The organism is Xanthomonas sp. F10 (genome assembly GCF_014206815.1).
Classification (GTDB): Bacteria; Pseudomonadota; Gammaproteobacteria; order Xanthomonadales; family Xanthomonadaceae; genus Xanthomonas_A; species Xanthomonas_A indica.
The window spans coordinates 1,005,901-1,025,519 of record NZ_JACHNP010000002.1; the positions used below are offsets into that span (position 1 = coordinate 1,005,901).

General features: G+C 67.9%; 14 protein-coding genes. 6 read left to right on the forward strand and 8 right to left on the reverse strand.

Annotation, left to right across the window (positions count from 1 at the left end; genetic code table 11):
• Positions 1 to 39 precede the first annotated feature (39 nt).
• Both gcvH and FHR56_RS15645 read left to right on the forward strand, forming a co-directional pair.
• Entirely contained in the window at positions 40 to 435 is a 396-nt protein-coding gene (gene gcvH, locus FHR56_RS15640) for a glycine cleavage system protein GcvH (protein WP_017910465.1), read from the forward strand.
• Positions 436 to 1,648: 1,213 nt separating this feature from the next.
• Positions 1,649 to 2,089, forward strand: coding sequence for a hypothetical protein (locus tag FHR56_RS15645; protein ID WP_019797776.1), 441 nt, complete (start codon positions 1,649 to 1,651; stop codon positions 2,087 to 2,089).
• A gap of 1,420 nt (positions 2,090 to 3,509) precedes the next feature.
• On the opposite strand, the gene FHR56_RS15650 is transcribed toward FHR56_RS15645, so the two are convergent.
• Both FHR56_RS15650 and FHR56_RS15655 read right to left on the reverse strand, forming a co-directional pair.
• Positions 3,510 to 4,862, reverse strand: coding sequence for a serine hydrolase domain-containing protein (locus tag FHR56_RS15650; protein WP_184502665.1), 1,353 nt, complete (start codon positions 4,860 to 4,862; stop codon positions 3,510 to 3,512).
• A 371-nt stretch (positions 4,863 to 5,233) separates the two neighbouring features.
• Positions 5,234 to 6,832, reverse strand: a complete 1,599-nt coding sequence (locus FHR56_RS15655) for a choline dehydrogenase (RefSeq protein ID WP_160946449.1) — start codon at positions 6,830 to 6,832, stop codon at positions 5,234 to 5,236.
• A 209-nt stretch (positions 6,833 to 7,041) separates the two neighbouring features.
• On the opposite strand from FHR56_RS15655, the gene FHR56_RS15660 reads away from it, so the two are divergent.
• Both FHR56_RS15660 and FHR56_RS15665 read left to right on the forward strand, forming a co-directional pair.
• Entirely contained in the window at positions 7,042 to 8,388 is a 1,347-nt protein-coding gene (locus FHR56_RS15660) for an MFS transporter (protein ID WP_160946448.1), read from the forward strand.
• Between the two features lie 82 nt (positions 8,389 to 8,470).
• The gene (locus FHR56_RS15665; RefSeq protein ID WP_160946447.1) at positions 8,471 to 8,824 is read left to right on the forward strand and encodes a DUF1304 domain-containing protein; all 354 of its coding nucleotides are present in this window, start codon (positions 8,471 to 8,473) and stop codon (positions 8,822 to 8,824) included.
• Between the two features lie 42 nt (positions 8,825 to 8,866).
• Here the strand turns inward: FHR56_RS15665 and FHR56_RS15670 are convergent, their stop codons facing one another.
• The 3 genes from FHR56_RS15670 to FHR56_RS15680 form a co-directional block, all read right to left on the reverse strand.
• Entirely contained in the window at positions 8,867 to 9,343 is a 477-nt protein-coding gene (locus FHR56_RS15670; RefSeq protein WP_160946446.1) for a hotdog fold domain-containing protein, read from the reverse strand.
• A 68-nt stretch (positions 9,344 to 9,411) separates the two neighbouring features.
• Complete coding sequence (locus FHR56_RS15675) at positions 9,412 to 11,898, reverse strand: acyl-CoA dehydrogenase (RefSeq protein WP_160946445.1); 2,487 nt, start codon at positions 11,896 to 11,898, stop codon at positions 9,412 to 9,414.
• Complete coding sequence (locus tag FHR56_RS15680) at positions 11,895 to 12,815, reverse strand: alpha/beta fold hydrolase (RefSeq protein WP_160946444.1); 921 nt, start codon at positions 12,813 to 12,815, stop codon at positions 11,895 to 11,897. The genes FHR56_RS15675 and FHR56_RS15680 overlap by 4 nt, the downstream gene beginning before the upstream one ends.
• Before the next feature lie 139 nt (positions 12,816 to 12,954).
• On the opposite strand from FHR56_RS15680, the gene FHR56_RS15685 reads away from it, so the two are divergent.
• Entirely contained in the window at positions 12,955 to 13,566 is a 612-nt protein-coding gene (locus FHR56_RS15685) for a TetR/AcrR family transcriptional regulator (protein WP_160946443.1), read from the forward strand.
• Positions 13,567 to 13,690: 124 nt separating this feature from the next.
• On the opposite strand, the gene FHR56_RS15690 is transcribed toward FHR56_RS15685, so the two are convergent.
• The 3 genes from FHR56_RS15690 to FHR56_RS15700 all read right to left on the reverse strand — a co-directional run bounded on the left by FHR56_RS15690 (position 13,691) and on the right by FHR56_RS15700 (position 18,660).
• The gene (locus FHR56_RS15690; RefSeq protein WP_160946442.1) at positions 13,691 to 16,570 is read right to left on the reverse strand and encodes a TonB-dependent receptor; all 2,880 of its coding nucleotides are present in this window, start codon (positions 16,568 to 16,570) and stop codon (positions 13,691 to 13,693) included.
• Positions 16,571 to 16,790: 220 nt separating this feature from the next.
• Entirely contained in the window at positions 16,791 to 17,651 is an 861-nt protein-coding gene (locus tag FHR56_RS15695) for a hypothetical protein (protein WP_160946441.1), read from the reverse strand.
• 115 nt (positions 17,652 to 17,766) lie between these two features.
• Complete coding sequence (locus FHR56_RS15700) at positions 17,767 to 18,660, reverse strand: Hsp33 family molecular chaperone HslO (RefSeq protein ID WP_160946440.1); 894 nt, start codon at positions 18,658 to 18,660, stop codon at positions 17,767 to 17,769.
• Positions 18,661 to 18,741: 81 nt separating this feature from the next.
• Here FHR56_RS15700 and mtgA point away from each other — a divergent pair, with 81 nt between their 5' ends.
• A complete protein-coding gene (gene mtgA, locus FHR56_RS15705) occupies positions 18,742 to 19,485 on the forward strand; it encodes a monofunctional biosynthetic peptidoglycan transglycosylase (RefSeq protein ID WP_160946535.1) in 744 nt (247 codons plus the stop codon).
• Positions 19,486 to 19,619 lie beyond the last annotated feature (134 nt).

The following is a 19,619-nucleotide window of genomic DNA, read 5'->3' on the forward strand; positions in this document are numbered from 1 at the left end:
CCTCCCATCCTCGATACCGTCTTCTTCCGGAGCAGCCCCATGAGCGAGATCCCTGGCGACCTCAAATTCCTCAAGTCCCACGAGTGGGCCCGCGTCGAGGGCAACGGTCGCGTGACCATCGGCATCTCCGACCACGCCCAGGGCCTGCTCGGCGACCTGGTCTACGTCGAGCTGCCGAACGTCGGCGATCACGTCGAAGCCGGAAACGGCGTTGCAGTGGTCGAGTCGGTCAAGGCCGCCTCGGACGTGTACAGCCCGCTGAGCGGCAAGGTGGTCGAGGTCAACACCGCGCTGAGCGACAAGCCGGAAACGATCAACGAAGACGCCTACGGCGAAGGCTGGATCCTGGTGCTGGAAGCGGACGACGCCGAGCAGTTGAACGAACTGCTGTCGCCGGACGAGTACGCCGAACTGCTCGAGGACGACGGCCACTGAGCCGACCGCCCGCCGCGACACCCGAACCGGCCGCCTCGTGCGGCCGGTTTCTTTTTGGGCCCTGCGCAGCGACCACGTCGTCCGCGTTGCCGTCGCCCTCTCTGCATGGCCGTTGCGGTAACTCATGTCGCTGGCGTCGCGGCGTGCGTCGATGCGAAGACGGCGTGAGGCTGTCGCCGGTTGCACCGCGAGCGCAGCGTGTGCCGCGCGCGGAGACGTCCGCTGACCCGCGCGTCGTCGGCGCCGGTTTTCCGACGCGGTACGGGTGCGGCGCGGCATGAGCGCGGTATGGGGTGGCGAGGAACAGGCAGCGGCGACGTGGTGTGCGTCGCGCACGTCATCGTTGCGCGCCTGAGAGGTGTGCGCCGGCGCCAGTCGCCCACCTGTGCGATCGGTGTCGGTCGACGCACCCGCGCGAAGGTGTCGGTGGCGGCTTGGCGTGGAGGCGGACGAGGGTGGTCGCCTGCGTTGTGGTGCGGTGGCGACGTGCGTGCAGGTCGCGTCGCAGTGGCGCGACGCGCCACGTCTCGGCGACGCCGCACGCGACGCATCGCGAGCGTCGCGACGGGCGCACGACGCAAAAAAGTTTGCGCACTTTTGCGCATTTGCACTTGTGCGATGCCGGAACCGCACGCGGTCGCGAAATTTTTTTTCAGCTAGCGGACAGCCTAGCGTGCACTCCCGCGATTGCTGCCGACGCGTCGTCGCGCCCCGTCCGCAACGCGATGGCGGCGTCGTGTCGTTACAGAAAACACGGAAATTTCCCTGCTTTTTTTGCGCGCGCCGTTTTCCTTGTGGTGCCGGCATCGGCGATCGGTGGCGTCGGCAAGGCGGCTGGCGCGGCATGCGGTGGGCGTGGCGCGCGCGCCAGCAGAAAAAAAATTGCGCGGAAGTGTTGACAGTAAAAAAAACCGTGATTAGGTTTCGCCCAGCAGACGTTGCTGCGCAAGCGAGTGAATCGGATCGACATCAAAACGCGAAGCACAACTTGGACATCCGCCAGGAACCCGAAGATGGTGGAGTTGGAGTCGCTTCCCTCCGAGAAACGCAACGTCTCCCCTGGCATCGCACCCGTATCGACATCCGGTACGGGTGTTTCTGTATCCGATCCGGCCCGCAGTGCGCGCCGGCGGTTCCCGCAGGCGGAGCATCGCCGCGAGGTTGCTTTAACTGGGCATTTTCAATCCATAGTTCACTGACGAGGAGCCATCCCATGGCCACGAAAAAAGCTGCGAAAAAGCCGGCCGCTAAGAAGGCGGTCAAGAAGACTGCCGCCAAGAAGCCGGCAGCGAAGAAGGTTTCGGTAAAGAAGGCGGTCAAGAAGGTCGCCAAGAAGGTGGCCAAGAAGGTCGCCAAGGTGAAGAAGGCGGTCAAGAAGGCCGTTGCCAAGAAGCCGGTGAAGAAGACGGCGAAGAAGGCCGCCACCAAGAAGACCGCGAAGAAGGCCGTCGCCAAGAAGGCGGTGAAGAAGACCGCGAAGAAGGCTGCGACCAAGAAGACCGCGGCGAAGAAGACCGTGAAGAAGTCGGCTGCCAAGAAGCCGGCCGCGAAGAAGGCCACTGCCAAGAAGACCGTGGCGAAGAAGAAGCCGGCCGCTCGCAAGAAGAAGGCCGCTCCGGTCGCGCTGCCGGCCACGCCCGCGCCGCTGATCTGATCCATCCCGATCGCTGTTCCTAGACTCTCTCCCCGGTGCCCAGCGGGGAGGGAGTTTTTTATTTGCGACGTCCTGCTGTGCGCAATCGCATCGCGCCTCTCTGCCCGACGCTGCCGGCGGCGTCCTTCGTCTCGATCCTCGAAGACTGCTCTCTGCGGCCAGCTTGCCAGGTCGCGACATGGTCATCGCGCCCCTGTCGCCGCGACTTCAAGCGCCTGGACGTGATCGGCGACTGGGACAATCCCTACGCACGCTGGACTTCCATTTCGAGGCCAACGAGATCCGTGCGCTCTCGCACCGCCGATCAGCGGCCGCCTGCCGCGTCCGCCCGTTCCAACCACCTCGACCGTTCTCTGTGCCCTGATCGCCAGATTGGCACGTAGGGATCTGCCTGTGGGTCTCGTATGGGAACGAGCCTGCGCGTCGGAACGACTGCCGCGCGATCGGGCGCCTGCGCCGACGGCTGCGATCCATCAGGTCATCCCGAGTGCGTGTGCCGCCGCGGCAATCACGTGCGCACCACGCGTGAGCAAGCCGGTTCGGCAAGGGGCCTGCGCGGAAAGCAAGGGGACAGCCACCACACGGCGCTGGGCTGCAGGGGAGGGGTATCGCATTGAATGCACCGACCCGGACGTGGATCGGCTGGTCGTCGGAATGGGAAGCGCTGTGGCTACCGAGGCGCACCTGGCATCCGGCGGCCAGCCAAGGCATCGTGTGCAACGCATGCAACGCGTCAGCGCGCCTTGCCCGACGGTGGACAGTACATCGCTGCTTCCGCGCATTGCGTGGATCGCAGTGGATCTCTGAGCACCTGCTTTCGCCACCTTGAGCCGGAGACAACTTGCCCTGTCGTAGGCGCGGCTCAAGCCGCGACGAGCGATCCCGGTAAAGCCCGTCGCGGCTGAAGCCGCTCCTACGAACTACTTCTCGTCGTGGAGAGAAATCGCGACAGGCGCGATCTGCGTGTGCGTGCTGCCCAACGCTCGCGCGCGGCGGTGCACCGAGTTGCCAGCATGCCAGCGGCAGCGTGCGGCGATGCGAGGTGCCTTGTCCATCCGATGCGGGATCGCGGAGGACGCCGCGAGGGGGCGATGCACGCCCCGCGCGATCGCGGAGGTGAGGGCGCGCATCATCGCCGTGCCTGACGTGCGCTCCGCCCGCCGCCGCGTCCGGGCGACGCAGTCGTTGAGCGTTCGTCGTGGAATGTCGTCGGTCGTTGCCCCCGCGCTTTCGCGCCGCGGCCATGCCGCCGCACCGCCGCACCCCTGCGTCGCAGCGGTGTCGCGTCGTCGCAACCGGACAGGGCTGCGTCCCAGCGACGGGGCGGGTGGACTGCACAAGCGCAGCGTAGGTCAGCGCTGCAGACAGCAGAAAGGCGGCTTGCGCCGCCTTTCTGCGAGGATGCTGCGGGAGGCCGCGCTCAGTGCGGCGAGGCCACCGACTTGGACGAGGACGCGCCCTTCTTGTCCTTCGGGTCCGGACGCTCGGCCATCAGGTTGTCGCTGCCGAAGTCGGTGTCCACGTCCAGCCAGCGCTGCGCCGGCAGGCCGATCGCGCGGTCGAGGACGGTCGGCAGCAGGCCCGAGGGCAGGCCGCTTTCGCCGTTCCACAGAATCGCCACAGCGAAGTCGCGTTCCGGCACCAGCGCGATCAGGCCGCGATAGCCCTGCACCGCACCGGCATGGAAGATCACCTGGTGGCCGGAGTAGTCGAACACGCGCCAGCCCAGCGCGTAGCTTGCCGAGTTGACGCGTGCGCGGCGCCAGCCCGAGCGCATCTCGCCCGGGGTCAGGATCAGCGGCGCATGCAGGGTCGCCAGCAGCGGCTCCGGCAGCACGTCCGGGCGATGCCCGGTCTGCGCGATCAGCCACTGCGCCATGTCGCTGATGCTGGCGTTGACGCCGGCGGCCGGCGCCAGGCGGTAGTAGGTGGGCTTGGGCGTCAGCGAGACCCAGCCGTTGCGGCTGCGCACGTGCGGGCGCGCCCAGCGAGGGCTGGCCTGGATGCCGGCCAGGCCCATGCTGGCGTCGTTCATGCCCAGCGGCTTGAAGATGCGGCGTTCCACCGACTGCTCGTAGAAGCTGCCGGACGCAGCGAACACCACGTCGCCGATCAGGCTGAAGGCGACGTTCTGGTAGGCGTAGCACTCGCCCGGCGCGCACTTCAGCGGCGCATAGGCCAGCTTGTGGCTGAGCGTGTAGTAATCGAGGTTGGATTCGACGTCGCGGTCGTAGGCGTTGTAGGTGAGGCCGACGCGGTGGCTGAGCAGGTCGGCCACATTCAACTGGCGCGTGGCCACCGGGTCGCTGAGCTGGAAGCCCGGCACGTAGTCGACCACCTTGCTGTCCCAGCGCAGGGTGCCGTCGGTGACCAGCAGGCCGGCCATGGTGCCGGCGAAGGCCTTGGACAGCGAGGCCAGGCGGAACACGGTGTGCGCATCGACCGGCTCGGGACGGTTGACGTCGGTCACGCCGTAGCCGCGCGCGCTGAGCACCTGGCCGTTGTGCACGATGGCCATCGCCAGACCGGGCACGCGCTCGCCATAGGTCAATTGTTCGGCGACCGACTCCAGCGCGGCCACGTCGAAGTCCTTGGCCAGCGGCAGTACCTGGCTCTGGGTCAGCGACGCGCGGTAGGGCAGCGGCTGGGTCGGCGAGGTATAGCGGGTGGCTTCGGTATGCAGCGGCGGCGGCAGCGGTTGGGCGGGCGCCGGCGTCTGTGCGGTGGAGGACATCGCAAAGGGCAACAATGCCCCGAGCAACCCGGTTGCCACCGGTCGAAGGAGCCGGTGCCTGCTGTTCTGTGTCATTGCGCCTGAGGCCTGTGAGGTGCTGCCGGCAACGATTCTAGCGCCGGATTTCTCGAATGCACAAACTGGGAGAAGATGAATAGGCATCGCCTTGATCCTGCTGGGGATTTCCCGCGTCGAGCGGGGGTCTGCAGGCCTGCCGGCGGAGCGGTGGCGGGGACTGCGGCGGATGCCCATGGACATGCAATCACCGTGCCGCGCGAGTCCCGCTTCAGCCCCTCTCCCCCCGGGAGAGGGGTTGGGGTGAGGGTAGGCGCGTCAGCACTAGCGGAACAGCGGTAGCGTCGGTCAGCAAGTCGTCACCACCGCGCAGCGTGCGCATCCCCGCAGCCGCTTCACCCTTCCCGCAGCACAGCACGCCCACGGATCAGATCCGCGGCGCGCTCGGCGATCATCATCGTCGGGCCGTTGGTATTGCCGCTGACCAGGCGCGGCATCACCGAGGCATCGACCACGCGCAGGCCGTCGAGGCCACGCAGGCGCAGCTGCGGGTCGACCACCGCCTGCGCGTCGCTGCCCATGCGGCAGGTGCCGATCGGGTGATAGATGGTTTCCGCCTTGGCGCGGATGAAGGCGATCAGTCCGGCTTCGTCCAGATCCTCGCGCGCAGGCAGCAGCGGCGCGCCGCGCCAGGCGTCGAACGCCGGCTGGCGCAGGATGTGCCGCGCCAGGCGCGCGCATTCGACCAGCATGCGCAGGTCGAAGCCGTCGGGATCGCTCAGGTAGTTGGCCTGGATCCGCGCCGGCGTGCGCGGGTCGGCGTCGTTGAGCGCGATGCGGCCGCGGCTGCGCGGCTGCAGGTGGCAGGCGTGCAGGGTGAAGCCGTCGCCGGGCAGGCGGTTGCGGCCATGGTCGTCGAGCATGGCCGGCACGAAGTGCAACTGGATGTCGGCACGCGCGTCCGGCGCCAACGGCGAGCGGATGAAGCCGCCGGCCTCGGCGATGTTGCTGCTGCCGGCACCGCGGTGCCCGCGCAGGAAATAGTCGAAGGCGATCTTGGCCTGGTTGCGGCGGTCGTAGCTGATGCCCGGGCGGGTGCGGTACAGCGTGCACACGTCCAGGTGATCCTGCAGGTTGGCGCCGACCTGCGGCTGGTCCAGTTGCACCGCGATGCCATGGCGGCGCAGCGCATCGGCCGGGCCGATGCCCGAGAGCATCAGCACCTGCGGCGAGTTCACCGCGCCGGCGCTGAGCAGCACCTCGCGCGCGGCGCGCGCCTGCACCTCGCGGCCGTCCTGCGCATAGGCGACGCCGACAACGCGTCCGCCTTCGATCAACAGGCGCAGCACCAGCGCGTCGGTGACCACCTGCAGGTTCTCCCGCGCGCGCGCCGGCGCCAGGTAGGCGACCGCGGCCGAACAGCGCGCACCGTCCTTCTGGGTGACCTGGTACAGGCCCACGCCCTGTTGCTGCGGGCCGTTGAAATCGGGGTTGTGCGGGAAGCCCGCCTCTTGCGCCGCGGCCACGAACACGTCCGAGAGCGGGTTGTGGTAGCGCAGGTCGGAGACGTGCAGCGGGCCGTCGCTGCCATGCAGCGCATCGCCGCCGCGACTGTTGCATTCGCTGCGGCGGAAGTAGGGCAGCACGCCGCGCCAGTCCCAGCCGTCGGCACCGCCGGCCGACCAGTCGTCGTAGTCGGCAGGCACGCCGCGCACGTAGCACATCGCGTTGATCGAACTGGAGCCGCCCAGCACCTTCCCGCGCGGCCACCACAGCCGCCGATCGTTCAAGGCCGGCTCGGCCTCGGTGAGATAGTTCCAGTTGATGCGCCGGTTGTTGGCCAGGCGCGCCAGGCCGGCAGGCATGTGGATGAAGGGATTGCGGTCGCGCGGGCCGGCCTCGATCAGCAGCACCTTGCAGTCGCGGTCCTCGCTCAGGCGGTTGGCGAGCACGCAGCCGGCCGAGCCTGCGCCGATGATGATGTAGTCGTACACCCGCGGTGTCCCCTGAGTTTCTGGCGCCGACGCTAGTCGCCGAGGATAGAGCATATGCTCGGCGCGGACCGCCGCCGGGCGCAGCGCACGTGCGGCGCGGGCGATGGAGGGCGCGCATGCTGGCGGTGTTGCGGTGCATCAGCTACCGTGCGCCTTTTCCGCCCCCGAAAATCGCCGATGTCCCGTTCCCGCGCCAGGGTCCGCCGCCGATGAGCGCCACCTCGCATGCTCCCGGCGCGCTGGCGCGGCTGCGCGGCGCCCTGCGCGATTCGCCACCGCTGGCGTGGGCGTTCCTGTACTTCTTCTCGCTGCTCAGCGGCTACTACGTGCTGCGTCCGGTGCGCGAGGCGATGGGGGCCTCCGCCGACGTGGCCGCGGTGTTCCCGCCGGCGATGATCGCGTTCTTCGCCGCGCACGGCATGCCGCTGAAGGAGTTCGCGCTGCAGGTACTGTTCACCTGCACCTTCCTGATCATGCTGTTGTTGCAGCCGGTCTACGGTGCGCTGGTCAGCCGCTATCCGCGCCGGGTGTTCCTGCCGGTGGTGTACGGCTTCTTCATCGCCACGCTGCTGCTGTTCTACGTGTTGTTCGACAGCGGCGTGCCCGGGCGCGGCATGGCCTTCTTCCTGTGGATCTCGGTGTTCAACCTGTTCGCGGTGGCGGTGTTCTGGAGCTTCATGGCCGATGTCTTCAGCAACGCCGAAGCGCGCGCCTGCTATGGCTACATCGGCGCCGCCGGCACGCTCGGCGCGTTCCTGGGGCCGGTCATCGCCAGCAGCCTGGTCGAGCGCATCGGCATCGCCAACCTGATGCTGGTGTCGGCCGGCTTCCTGGTGGTCAGCGTGATCTGCCTGCTGCGCCTGCGGCTGTGGGCGGTCGCCCGCGAACGCGAGCGCGGCGTGGTCGGCGGCGAGGCGCCGATGGGCGGCGACGTGCTGGCCGGGCTGAAGCTGATCGCGCGCGAACCGCTGCTGCGCTGGCTGGCCCTGATGTCGGTGTTCGGCGTGGGCGTGGGCACCTTGCTGTACAACGAACAGGCGGCGATCGTGCGCCGCCTGTACACCGATGCGGCGGCCAGTACCGCCTTCTACGCCAGCATCGACCTGGCGGTGAACGCACTGACCTTGGTCCTGCAACTGCTGGTCACCCGCGCGCTGCTGTCGCGCTTCGGCATCGGGCCGGCGCTGCTCATCCCCGGCTGCGCGATCCTGCTCGGCTATTCGGTGCTGGCGGTTTCGCCGCTGCCGATGCTGGTGGCGGTGGTGCAGGTGATGACCCGCGCCGGCGAGTTCTCCCTGGCCAAGCCGGCCCGCGAGACCCTGTACACGCGGGTCGGCCGCGAATGGCGCTACAAGGCCGGCGCGGCGATCGATACGGTGATCTACCGCGGCAGCGACCTCAGCTTCGCCTGGCTGTACAAACTGCTGTCGGGATTCGGCTCGCAGGTGGTGTTCGTCGCGGGCCTGCTGGCCGCCTCCGGCATGACCCTGGGCGCGTGGCGGCTGCTGCGCGAGGCGGCCAAGCTGCCGCCGGAACGCACGCCGCCGACGCGCTGAGGCGGCGCCGCGGAGCAGGGGACTGGCCGCCCATCGGGACGCTGGCTATGCTGGCGCCCTGTTTCCTGTGCCGGATAGCACGATGATCCTGTTGGCTTCGATCCTGGTGGGCGCGGTCGCGCTGCTGCACCTGTACATCCTGGTGCTGGAGATGGTCCTGTGGACGCGTCCGCTGGGCATGAAGGTGTTCCGCAACAGCCCGGAGAAGGCGCAGGCCACGCGCGTGCTGGCGGCCAACCAGGGGCTCTACAACGGCTTCCTCGCCGCCGGCCTGGGCTGGGGCCTGGTCGCGCAGCGGGTCGACGTGATGCTGTTCTTCCTCGGCTGCGTGGTCGTGGCCGGCCTGTACGGCGGCTGGAGCGTCAGCCGCCGCATCGTGTTCGTGCAGGCGCTGCCGGCGGCGCTGGCCATCGCCGCGGTGCTGCTGGCCTACTGAGCCGCACACCGCACACCGCACACCGCACACGCGGCGCAGCGATCAGGCCGAGGTCGACGCGCGTGGCGACACCCACATCGCGATGCGCGCGAAGCACACCACCTGTTCGCGTGCGTCGCGGATCTCCACGCTGACCGGCAGGTCGTAGCCGCGCTCGGCGGCGACGATCGCCACGTCCGGCGTGGCCACGGCATGCATCGGGCCGAGCGCCTTGCTGCGGTATTCCACCTGCATGCCCTTGGGGATCCAGCGCATCGACGGCGGCAGGCTGGCGTCGACCAGGAGGCCGCCGGCCAGTTCCGCCAGATTGCACAGCGCGATCGCGTGCACGGTGCCGATGTGGTTGCTGACCCGCCGCCGATGCGCGATGCGCGCCTCGCAGCGGCCCGGCTGCAGGACGGTGATGCGCGGCGCGATGCTGGCGAAGTAGGGCGCCTTGAAGCAGACCGCGCGGGCGAACAGCCAGGAACCGGCTGGCCAGCGTTGCATGCGGCGATAGAGCGAAAGCAGTTGGCTCATGGCTGTCTCCTCAAACGCACGACGGCGGACCGAAGTCCGCCGTCGTGGGTGTCGCATGGCCGGGACGATCAGGCCGCTTCGCGCGAATGCCCGTCGTCGGCCGCCGCAGCGGCGCGCTGGTAATAGCTCGCCGAACGCAGCTCGTCGGTGTCGAAGTCGTCGACACTGATCGTGTCCATGGTGATCTCGCGCAGCTCCTCCAGCTGACGGCGCTCGTCGGCAGACAGCACGCCTTCGCGCACCGCCTCGTCCAGCTGCGAGGCGAAGTCCAGCGACTCGATGCCCTTGCTCTTGAGCGCCTTCAGGAACTTGCGCTCCACCGGCTCGGCCAGCACCGCCTTGGTCAGGTAGCTGGCGATGCGGCCGCCGGGGTTGTTCTCGCACGGGGTTAGGAACACGCCCTGGCCCAGGCGATCGCGGGCTTCGTTCGGCGTCATCAGCAGCGCGGCGACGCGGTGACCCAGGCGGTCGCCCGGCGCTTCGGCACGGCGGCCCCACGGGAAGATCAGCGCCCACATCAGCCAGCCGACCGGACGGATCGGGAAGTTGCGCAGCGCCGCCGACAGCGCCAGCTCGATCTTGTGCACGCTGTCGTGGAAGGCCCAGGCCAGCAGCGGCTGGTCGGTGGCCGGTGCGCCATCGTCGTGGTAGCGCTTGAGCATGGCGCTGGTCATGTAGATGTGGCTCAGCACGTCGCCCAGGCGCCCGGACAGCGACTCCTTGAACTTCAGCTTGCCGCCGAGCATCAGCATCGACACGTCGGCCATCAGCGCCAGGTTCGCCGAATAGCGATCCAGCTTGCGGAAGTAGCGGCGGGTGTAGGCATCGCCCGGCGCGGCGCCGATGCGCGCGGCGGTCAGGCCGAACCACAGCGAACGCACCGCGTTGGAGATGGCGAAGCCGATGTGGCCGAACAGGTTGCGGTCGAACTCGTCGACGCCGGCCTTGTGGTCCGGGTTGCCGGCGGCCTTCATTTCCTTCATCACCCACGGATGGCACAGGATCGCGCCCTGGCCGAAGATCAGCAGGCTGCGGGTCATGATGTTGGCGCCTTCCACGGTGATCGCGATCGGCGCGGCCTGCCAGCTGCGGCCGGCGAAGTTGCGCGGGCCGAGGATGATGCCCTTGCCGCCGACCACGTCCATCACGTCGCTGATGACCTCGCGGCTCATCGTGGTGCAGTGGTACTTGGCGATCGCCGACGGCACCGACGGCACGTCGCCGCGGTCCACTGCCGCGGCGGTGGCCTGCGACAGCGCGCTGATCGCATAGGCCTTGCCGCCGATGCGGGCCAGCGCCTCTTCCACGCCCTCGAAGCGGCCGACCGACAGGCCGAACTGCTTGCGGATGCGCGCATACGCACCGGTGACGACCGCGCCGAACTTGGCGCCGCCGCTGGCGGTGGAGGGCAGGGTGATCGAGCGGCCCACGGCCAGACACTCGTTGAGCATGTTCCAGCCCTTGCCCACCATCTCCACGCCGCCGATCAACTGGCTCAGCGGGATGAACACCTCGCGGCCGTGGATCGGGCCGTTCTGGAACGGCGAGTTCAGCGGGAAGTGGCGGCGGCCGATCTCGACCCCGGGGGTCTCGCGCGGCAGCAGCGCCAGGGTAATGCCGATGTCCTTGGTGTCGCCGATCAGGCCTTCCGGGTCGTACATGCGGAACGCCAGGCCGACCAGGGTCGCCACCGGGGCCAGGGTGATGTAGCGCTTGTCGAAAGTCAGCTTGACGCCGAGCACGTTGGCGCCGTTCCACTCGCCCTTGCAGACGATGCCGTAGTCGGGGATCGAGGTGGCGTCGGAGCCGGCGAACGGACCGGTCAGGCCGAAGCAGGGCACTTCCTGGCCCACCGCCAGACGCGGCAGGTAGTAGTCCTTCTGCTCCTTGGAGCCGTAGTGCAGCAGCAGTTCGCCCGGGCCCAGCGAGTTGGGCACGCCGACAGTGGAGCTGACCACGCTGGAGACCGAGGCGATCTTCTGGATCACCTTGTGATGCGCCAGCGCGGAGAAGCCGAGGCCGCCGTACTCCTTCGGAATGATCATGCCGAAGAACTTGTTCTTCTTGATGAAGCTCCAGATCTCCGGCGGCAGGTCGGCGTGGACGTGGGTGATTTCCCAGTCGTTGGTCATCCGGCACAGCTCTTCGACCGGGCCATCGAGGAAGGCCTGTTCTTCGGCGGTCAGCTGCGGCTTGGGATAGTTCAGCAGCTTCTGCCAATCCGGATCGCCGGTGAACAGTTCGCCTTCGAAACCGACCGAACCGGTTTCCAGGGCGATGCGCTCGGTCTGCGACAGCGGCGGCAGCACCTTGCGGAACACCTTCAGCATCGGTGCGGTGAGCAGCGGCTTGCGCACGAACGGCAACAGCAGCGGCACCGCGATCACCGCCAGCACGACGGCCGCGACGATGGTGGCGACGTGGCTGGCGCCGAGCAGCCAGCACGCGACCAGCAGCGTGGCGCTCAACGCGGCCCAGACGGCGAGCCGCATGCGGTGATAGGCGGCGAACGCGCCGGCCAGCAACAACACGAGGAAGGGGGCAATGATGCTCATGGGCGTGCTCCGGGGAGGTACTCGGTGACGGCGGACGATGCGCCGGCGCAGGCCGGTGGCAGGGCGTCCAGGTAGTGCAACACAGTGGCGGTAAATGCGGCGTTGTCGTCGCCGGCCAGCATATGCGTGGCCTCGGGCAGATGCGCATGCTGCGCATGCGGCACCAGCGACAGGAATTCTTCGATGGTCTGCGGCGTGACCAGGTCGCTGCGGCCGCCGCTGATCAGCAGCAGCGGGCACTGCACGTGCGCGGCGGCCTGCGCGATCGCGCCCTGGTGCTGGTCGCTGTCGCGCGCCAGCTCTTCGACCAGGCGCGGATCCCAGTGCCAGTACCAGCGGCCGTCGGCGTGCTGGCGCAGCACGCTGCGCAGCGCCTCCGGCGACTTGCGCGCGCGCTGCGGCAGGTAGGCGGCAATGGCGTCGCCAGCGTCGTCCAGGCTGGCGAAGCCCTGCGGATGTGCGGTCATGAAGGCGAGGATGCGTTCGACCCCGGCCGGCTGCCAGCGCGGGGTGATGTCCACCAGCACCATCGCGCGGAACAGGCCGGGCCAGCGCGATTCGGCGATCAGCCCGAACAGCCCGCCCATCGAGGCGGCGACCAGCACCGGCGGCGGCGACATCTCGCCGGCGACCACGATCAGGTCGTCGGTGAACTGCTCGCCCCGATAAGGAAGGTCTGCCGGGTTGCGTGCGGAATCGCCATGGCCGCGCGCATCGTAGGCAACGCTGCGGTAGCCGTGCGCCTGCAGCGCCGCGGCGGTCGCCGACCAGGCGTGCCGGGTCTGGCCGAAGCCATGCGCGAACAACACCGAACCGGCCTCGCCGGGACCGGTGACGGTCGCGGCCAGCGCCAACTCGCCGGCGCCCGAGAGGGTGGCCGAGGCGGCATGCGGGACAGTGGCGGATGCGGAAACCATACGAGATAGTATGGTCGCCCTGCGCGGCATGTCAATACGATGCAGTATGGGTGCGAAAAGCCAATGCTGCCGGGCGTTTGCGCCGCCCTCGTGAAGGCCACATACTGCAACCGACGTCCCCGTATGGTTAAATCCACGGATGAATACCGCGCCCGCTCCTTCCTCCGACGACGGCACCGCTTCCGGCGGTGGCCGCAACAACCGGCTCAGTGCCGAAGACTGGGCGCAGGCCGCCCTGGACCTGATCGCCGAACAGGGCGTGAGCGCCGTGGCGGTGGAGCCGCTGGCGCGGCGCCTGGGCGTCACCAAGGGCAGCTTCTACTGGCACTTCCCCTCGCGCGATGCGCTGCTGCAGGCCGCGTTGGAACGCTGGGAACTGGTCGAGCAGCAGCAGGTGTTCGGCAGCCTGGAAGAGGTGCCGGATCCGCGCACGCGCCTGCGCGCGCTGTTCCAGTTGGTGGCGCACGAGGTCAAGCCGCATGTCATCTACAGCGAACTGTTGAAGGCGCTCGACCATCCCGCGGTGCGGCCGGTGATCGACCGGGTCTCGCAGCGGCGCATGGAGTATCTGATCGCCTCGTTCCGCCAGGCCGGGCTCAGCCGGACCGACGCGCAACACCGCGCACGGCTGGCCTATGCCGCCTACGTCGGCTTCCTGCAGCTGTCGCTGCAGTTGCACCAGCCCAAGCAGGCGCGTGAGGACTTCGAGGCCTACGTCGAGCACGTCATCGTGACCTTGATTCCCGGCTGATCCCTGCAGCGAGGCGCGTCGGCACTGAACGCCGGCGCATACCCAGCCAATCGCATGAAAAAGCTGGTTGCATAAAAAAACGGCCCCTTTCGGGGCCGTTCTTGTTACCGGAACACCGGCGGTATCAGAACCGCTGGGTGTATTGCATGAACAGGTAACGGTCGTAGTCCAGCATCGGATCGATCGACGAAGAGCTGTTGTTGGTCAGCGAGTAGGTGATCGGCGGCTGCTTGTTCCAGATGTTGCGAGCACCCACGGTAACCGCGCCGTTCCAGGGGGCCGACCAGGTCATCGAAACGTCCTGATAGGTGATGGCTCCCTTCTTGTTGGCGCCCACGCCACCGCCCCAGCCGGCGTTGGGCGTCTGGTAGTTGGGCTCGTTGCACTCTTCGGTGTACTGGCAGAAATCGCGGTAGCCGCCGTAGTAGCGCAGGTTCCAGCTGGCCGACAGGTCGCCCTTGACCCAGTTCACGCCGAGCGTGGCCCGAACGCGCGGGTAGTTCCAGTAGCCCGCGTAGTCGTTCCAGGGGCTGCCCTTGTCGCTCTGCTGCCGGAACGCAACCAGGTAGTTGCTGTCCAGTCGCAGCGAGAACTGGCCGACCGCGAATTCCGGCAGGCGATAGTTCGCGACGAAGTTGTAGCCCTCGGTTTCCAGCGCACCCAGATTGGTGTTGCCGCGGCTCAGGCTGACCACCTGGCCGGTGGCCGCATCGCGGGTGTAGTTACAGAACGAGGTGACGCCGTTGTAGCACTGGTTCAGCACATAGGTCGCGCTGACCGCGGTGATCACGTTGGAGATGCTGATCTTGTACCAGTCGAGCGAGAAGTCCAGGCCCTGCACCCAGTGCGGGCTGAAGACCAGGCCGACCGTGCGGGTCTTGCTGTACTCAGGCTGCAGCTCGGCGTTGCCTACGCCGGCCTGGAACGCGGAGTTGCTCTGCGTTTCGCGGGCGCTGACCGGCCTGCCGGCGTTGTCGGTCTGGCGGAAGTTCGGCGAGAGGCCTTCCGACGCGCAGCGCGCTGCGACGACGGGAGTGGACAGCTGGCCGAAGCGCGCATCGCACGGGTCGGTGAACGGATCGAAGGACTGCGAGCCGCCGCCGAAGGTGTCGTCCAGGGTCGGGGCGCGGAAGCCCTTGCCGTAGGTGCCACGCACCAGCAGATCCTCGACCGGCTTCCAGGTCAGGCTGAACTTGCTGTTGGTGGTGTTGCCGAACCGGTCGTAGTCCGAGTAGCGGCTTGCCACGTCGAACGAGAGTTCCTTGGCGAACGGCACGTCCTTCAGGACCGGAATCATCAATTCCAGGTAGGCTTCGTTGGTCTTGTACTTGCCCGTCGTCGGCGCGGCGGCCAGGTCGGTGGTGTAGCCCGCGCTGGAGAGCTGGTCCGGGTAGTCGTAGCCGCTGACTTCGCGGTGCTCGACACCTGCGGCGAACGCGAACTCGCCTGCCGAACCCGGCATGTCGAACAGGCCGCCGGTGATGTTAGCGAAGTACTGCTTGCTCACGCTCTGCTGGGTGGCCTGGCCGAGGGTGCTGATGTACTTCAACGCATCGGCGGTGGACGCGGACGGGCCGCCGAGGATGTTGAACGGCGTGCACTGCCCGGCAGCCAGGCCGGTGCCCAGCGCGATCGGGTTCGCCGCGGTGCCGCACTGAACGACGCCCTGTGCATTCAGGAAGGACGGTCCCAGGGCCTTCTGCAGCGCCAGCAAGTTGATGTTGCCGGTGCTGATCTGGGTGACGTCGTACTTGTTGTAGTTCATGCCGACGTCCCAGTTCCAGCCATGGGTGCCGACATTGAACGCGCCTTCCAGGGCGGCGTCGAAGTGGAAGCTCTTGACGTCGTTTTCCGAAACGCGCGGGATCTCCGTGATGCGACGGAACCACGAAGTGATGTCCTGGCCGACCGGGTTGTAGTAGCTCTGGCCGCTGATGGAGACCGGGAACGTACGCTGGGATGTCGCATTCAGCGGGTAGCCGCCGACCTGGCGCGTGGAGTTGCGCTCGGAGTACATCGCCGTCGACTTGAAGGTGATGTTCTCGTTGATATCGAAGCTGCCGGAGGTGAAGACCGACTTGGTCTCATTGCCCTGCGCCAGCATCATCTGCTGGGTGACGTTGAAGCGATCGTCGGTGGTCAGGCCATTGTGGTAGTTGGCGAGGCTGCGCGAATCGGCGCCGACGCCGTTGCCGTCCCACGAGCCGGTATGGTTCAGGACGTAGGTGCTGCCGTTGTAGTTGAAGCGACCCCACGGACCGGTGGCGCTGAGGCCGTCCAGCGGGTGGCTCGGCCCAAAGGTGGTGCGGGTCAGTTCGCGGTCCTTGGCGAACACCGGATCTTCCTTGGTGTAGCTGGCGCCGAACACGAGCGAGGAGTGGTCGCCGCTGGCGCCCAGGGTGATCGAGTAGGACTGCTTCTGGCCGTCGCCGCGGCCGTTCTGGCCGAACAGCGCCGAGGCTTCGGCACCTTCGAAATTCTTGCGCAGGATGATGTTGACCACGCCGGCCACGGCGTCGGAGCCGTAGATCGCCGAGGCGCCGTCCTTCAGCACTTCGATGCGATCGATCAGGGCGCTCGGGATGGTCGACAGGTCGGTGTAGCCGGCCAGGCTGGAGGTCCAACGCTTGCCGTTCACCAGCACCAGGGTGCGCTGCTCGCCCAGGTTGTACAGGTTGACGTACTGGCCACCCTGTTCGGCGTTCGAGGTCAGCACCGCTGCCTTGCTGAACGTCTGGGTGCCAGAGACGGTGAGGTTCTGCAGGATGTCGCCGACGCTCACCAGGCCGGACTTCTTGATCTCCTCAGAGGACACGGTGAAGACCGGCTGGGCGGTCTCGACGTCCACGGAACGGATGCGCGAACCGGTGACTTCGATGCGATCCAGGTTGGTGGCGCCGCTGCCGTTCGCGTCCTGAGCGACGGCTGCGCCAGCGGTGCCACCGGCGCCCACAACAAGCGCGAGCACCACTGCATCACGCAGTGTGTTGGTCTTGCAATTCATTAGCTCTCTCTCCGAAAGATGGGGTAAAGCCCAAGGTTGCCTGTGGGCGGAATCGAAAGCGCGATTCCAAATCCCTTCAGGGTGCCTGGATGTTAGCCCGGTCGGAGGAAGAATTAAAGTACCGTTAACGAAGTGGTACTTTTATGTGATTTCAGAGAAAAATCACCTTCCATCACGTTGCTTCGTGACAGGTGCGGCCAGCGCGGCACGCTATGGCGCGCTACAGATCCTGCTCGTAGCGCACATAGGGGATGGTCCCCTCTTCGGTGCTGATGTTGTTCGGCGAGAACGGGTTCTTGCCGCGGGTGATGACGTTCTCGGCGCCGACGGTCAGCTGGCCGCTCCACGGGGTGCGCCAGGTCAGGCCCACGCCCAGGCCGGTCCACTTGCCCGGCTGTCCGGGGGCATCGACGACGCGGCCGATGACGTTGGCGCTGAACGAGCCGTAGCCGCCGCCGATGCTCAGGCTCTTGCTGTCCCAGCGGTCGAGCATGGCCGGGGTGGCGTCGGCGATCGGCACCAGGCGGGCCTTGGCGTAGGTGCCGCCGATCGACACGAAACCCTCGCGGCCGATGTTCTGCTGCGCGAAGACGGTCAGGTCGTTCTGTTCCATCCGCATCGACGGCGTCTTGTTGGCGCCGGCCAGCCAGGCGGGGAGGTTTTCGCGACCGGTGCCGGCCGACAGCGACAGGCGCCCGCCGGAGCGGTTGAAGGTGGTGGTGGCGGCGACATGGTGGCCGGTGCTGCCGTCGTCGTCGCCCAGGCTGGCCAGCATGCAGTGGCTCGCCAGCCCGCTGATGCTGCTGCCGCTGGCGCTGTTGCACAGCAGGCCCAGCGAGTCGCCGGAGGACAGGCCGAACGCGGCATCCAGGGAGTTGCGGCCGAAATGCCAGCGCGCCCCGACCGCCTGTTCGCCAGTGGGTTCCAGGTACAGCAGCGCCTCGACCTTGCCGCTGCCCTTGTTCCAGACCGGCAGCACGGTACGGTCCTGGCCGTTGGCCGGCTTGCTCTGCGCGTGCGCGCCCGTGCTCGCCGCAAGGGCGATCAGCAGGGCGAGCGGTAGGCGCAGGAAGGGTCGCATCAGCAGTCTGAGACTTGGGGCGGGCACGAAAGTTCCCGCCGGACAGGGTGGTTGATGCTAGTGGGTTTATGTTTCTTTAACAAGTCGGACTCCCCGGTCGCGACGCGCATTTCCGCTAGTGCAAGCGCTCCGAGGACGTCGGTTCAGCCTGCGTTACGGCAAACAATACTCCGAATTCCGTCAAGGGGAAGTCATAGTGGCGGCCGCAGAATTCGCAGCGGATCTCAACTTGGCCGGTGGCCTCGGCCGCGGCCCGCGCTTCTTCCTCGCCCAGCGAGCGCAGCATCGCCGCCACCCGTTCGCGCGAGCAGGAGCAGCCGAAGCGCAGCGGGCGGTCGCCGAGCAGTTCCGGGGTCTCCTCATGGAACAGCCGGTGCAGCAGGGTCTCGGCGGGCGTCGCCAGCAGTTCGGCCTCGCCGACGGTTTCGAACAGCGCACCGGCGCGGTTCCAGCCGTCCTCGTCGCCGGCGTCGCCAGGCAGCTTCTGCAGCAGCAGGCCGGCGGCATGGCTGCCGTCGGCGGCCAGGATCAGCCGCGTCGGCAACTGTTCGGACTGGCGGAAGTAGTCCTCGAAGGCTTCGTCCAGCTCGGCCGAGGACATCGCCACCAGACTCTGGTAGCGCTGCGGTTCGCGCGGGTCCAGGCCGGGGTTCTCGATGGTGATCGCCAGCAGGGCGTCGTCGCCGAGGGCGCGCAGGTCGCGCGGCGCGTCCTGGCCTTCGCTCAACTGGACGATGCCGCGCAGCGTGCCGGCCGCGGTGCACTCGGCGAACAGGGTGCGCAGCGCGCCCTGGCTGCGCAATTGCACCGACAGGCGCCCGTCGACCTTGGTGTGGCCGGTGAACAGGGCCGCGGCGACGCAGGCCTCGCCCAGCAGTTCGGTGGCCGCGGCGGGGTAGCTGGCCGGCGCCAGGATCTCGCGCCAGGTGTCGTGCAGACGTACGTGCACACCGCGCACACCGGCGCCGGGTAGCAGGAAGCGGGTCAGACGATCGTCGGAAGAATGCATTGCGGCCTCGCTGCGCATGGGAAGATGGCGACCGCACGAGAGTGGATCGTCATGGTGGACCAGATCGAAGAGAGCATAGGAATGGGGGCGGCGCGCCGCGATGCAAGTGGCGCTGCGCCGGCGCGTCCACGGGCCAGGCGCTGGCGGCGCTGGCTGCTGCTGGCGCCGCTGGTCTTCGTGCTGGCGAGCGTGTCGCAGGTCCTGCTGCTGCGCTTCGTCGACCCGCCGTTCTCGGCGATGATGCTGGAGCGCCAGCTCGGCGCCTGGGCCGGCGGCGACTGGTCGTACCGCATCGCCTACGATTGGCGCGATACCGCGCAGATCGCGCCGAGCCTGCCGATCTCGCTGGTCGCCGCGGAGGACCAGCGCTTTCCCAGCCACCATGGCTTCGACCTGGACGCGATCGAGAAGGCGCGCGACCACAACGCACGCGGCGGGCGCCTGCGCGGCGCTAGCACGATCAGCCAGCAGGTCGCCAAGAACGTCTTCCTGTGGCAGGGCCGCAGCTGGCTGCGCAAGGGATTGGAGGCGTGGTACACGGTGCTGATCGAGGCGTTGTGGTCGAAGCAGCGCATTCTCGAGGTGTACGCCAACGTGGCCGAGTTCGGCGACGGCGTGTACGGCGCGCAGGCGGCGGCGCGCAGCTTCTGGAACAAGGACGCGGCGCAGCTGACCCCGGCGCAGAGCGCGCTGCTGGCGGCGGTGCTTCCGGCGCCGCAGCGCTACAACGCCACGCGTCCCGGCCCCTATGTGCAGGGGCGGGCCAACTGGATCCAGCGCCAGACCCGGCAACTCGGCGGCCCGGCCTACCTGCAGGCGCCGTAGGCCTGAAGCCCCTCTCCCACCGGGAGAGGGGTTGGGGTGAGGGTACGGCCGCACGTGCGCATTGAGGTTCGGCGGCAGGCGCACCCTCATCCGCCCCTTCGGGGCACCTTCTCCCAGTGGGAGAAGGGAGGAGT

Coding starts and splice junctions, on each gene's coding strand:
- FHR56_RS15645 (WP_019797776.1), top strand. CDS start 1,649: ATGGCCACGAAAAAAGCTGCGAAAAAGCCGGCCGCTAAGAAGGCGGTC.
- FHR56_RS15665 (WP_160946447.1), top strand. CDS start 8,471: ATGATCCTGTTGGCTTCGATCCTGGTGGGCGCGGTCGCGCTGCTGCAC.
- FHR56_RS15680 (WP_160946444.1), bottom strand. CDS start 12,815: ATGGTTTCCGCATCCGCCACTGTCCCGCATGCCGCCTCGGCCACCCTC.
- FHR56_RS15700 (WP_160946440.1), bottom strand. CDS start 18,660: ATGCATTCTTCCGACGATCGTCTGACCCGCTTCCTGCTACCCGGCGCC.
- FHR56_RS15685 (WP_160946443.1), top strand. CDS start 12,955: ATGAATACCGCGCCCGCTCCTTCCTCCGACGACGGCACCGCTTCCGGC.
- FHR56_RS15670 (WP_160946446.1), bottom strand. CDS start 9,343: ATGAGCCAACTGCTTTCGCTCTATCGCCGCATGCAACGCTGGCCAGCC.
- gcvH (WP_017910465.1), top strand. CDS start 40: ATGAGCGAGATCCCTGGCGACCTCAAATTCCTCAAGTCCCACGAGTGG.
- FHR56_RS15675 (WP_160946445.1), bottom strand. CDS start 11,898: ATGAGCATCATTGCCCCCTTCCTCGTGTTGTTGCTGGCCGGCGCGTTC.
- mtgA (WP_160946535.1), top strand. CDS start 18,742: ATGGGGGCGGCGCGCCGCGATGCAAGTGGCGCTGCGCCGGCGCGTCCA.
- FHR56_RS15660 (WP_160946448.1), top strand. CDS start 7,042: ATGAGCGCCACCTCGCATGCTCCCGGCGCGCTGGCGCGGCTGCGCGGC.
- FHR56_RS15695 (WP_160946441.1), bottom strand. CDS start 17,651: ATGCGACCCTTCCTGCGCCTACCGCTCGCCCTGCTGATCGCCCTTGCG.
- FHR56_RS15690 (WP_160946442.1), bottom strand. CDS start 16,570: ATGAATTGCAAGACCAACACACTGCGTGATGCAGTGGTGCTCGCGCTT.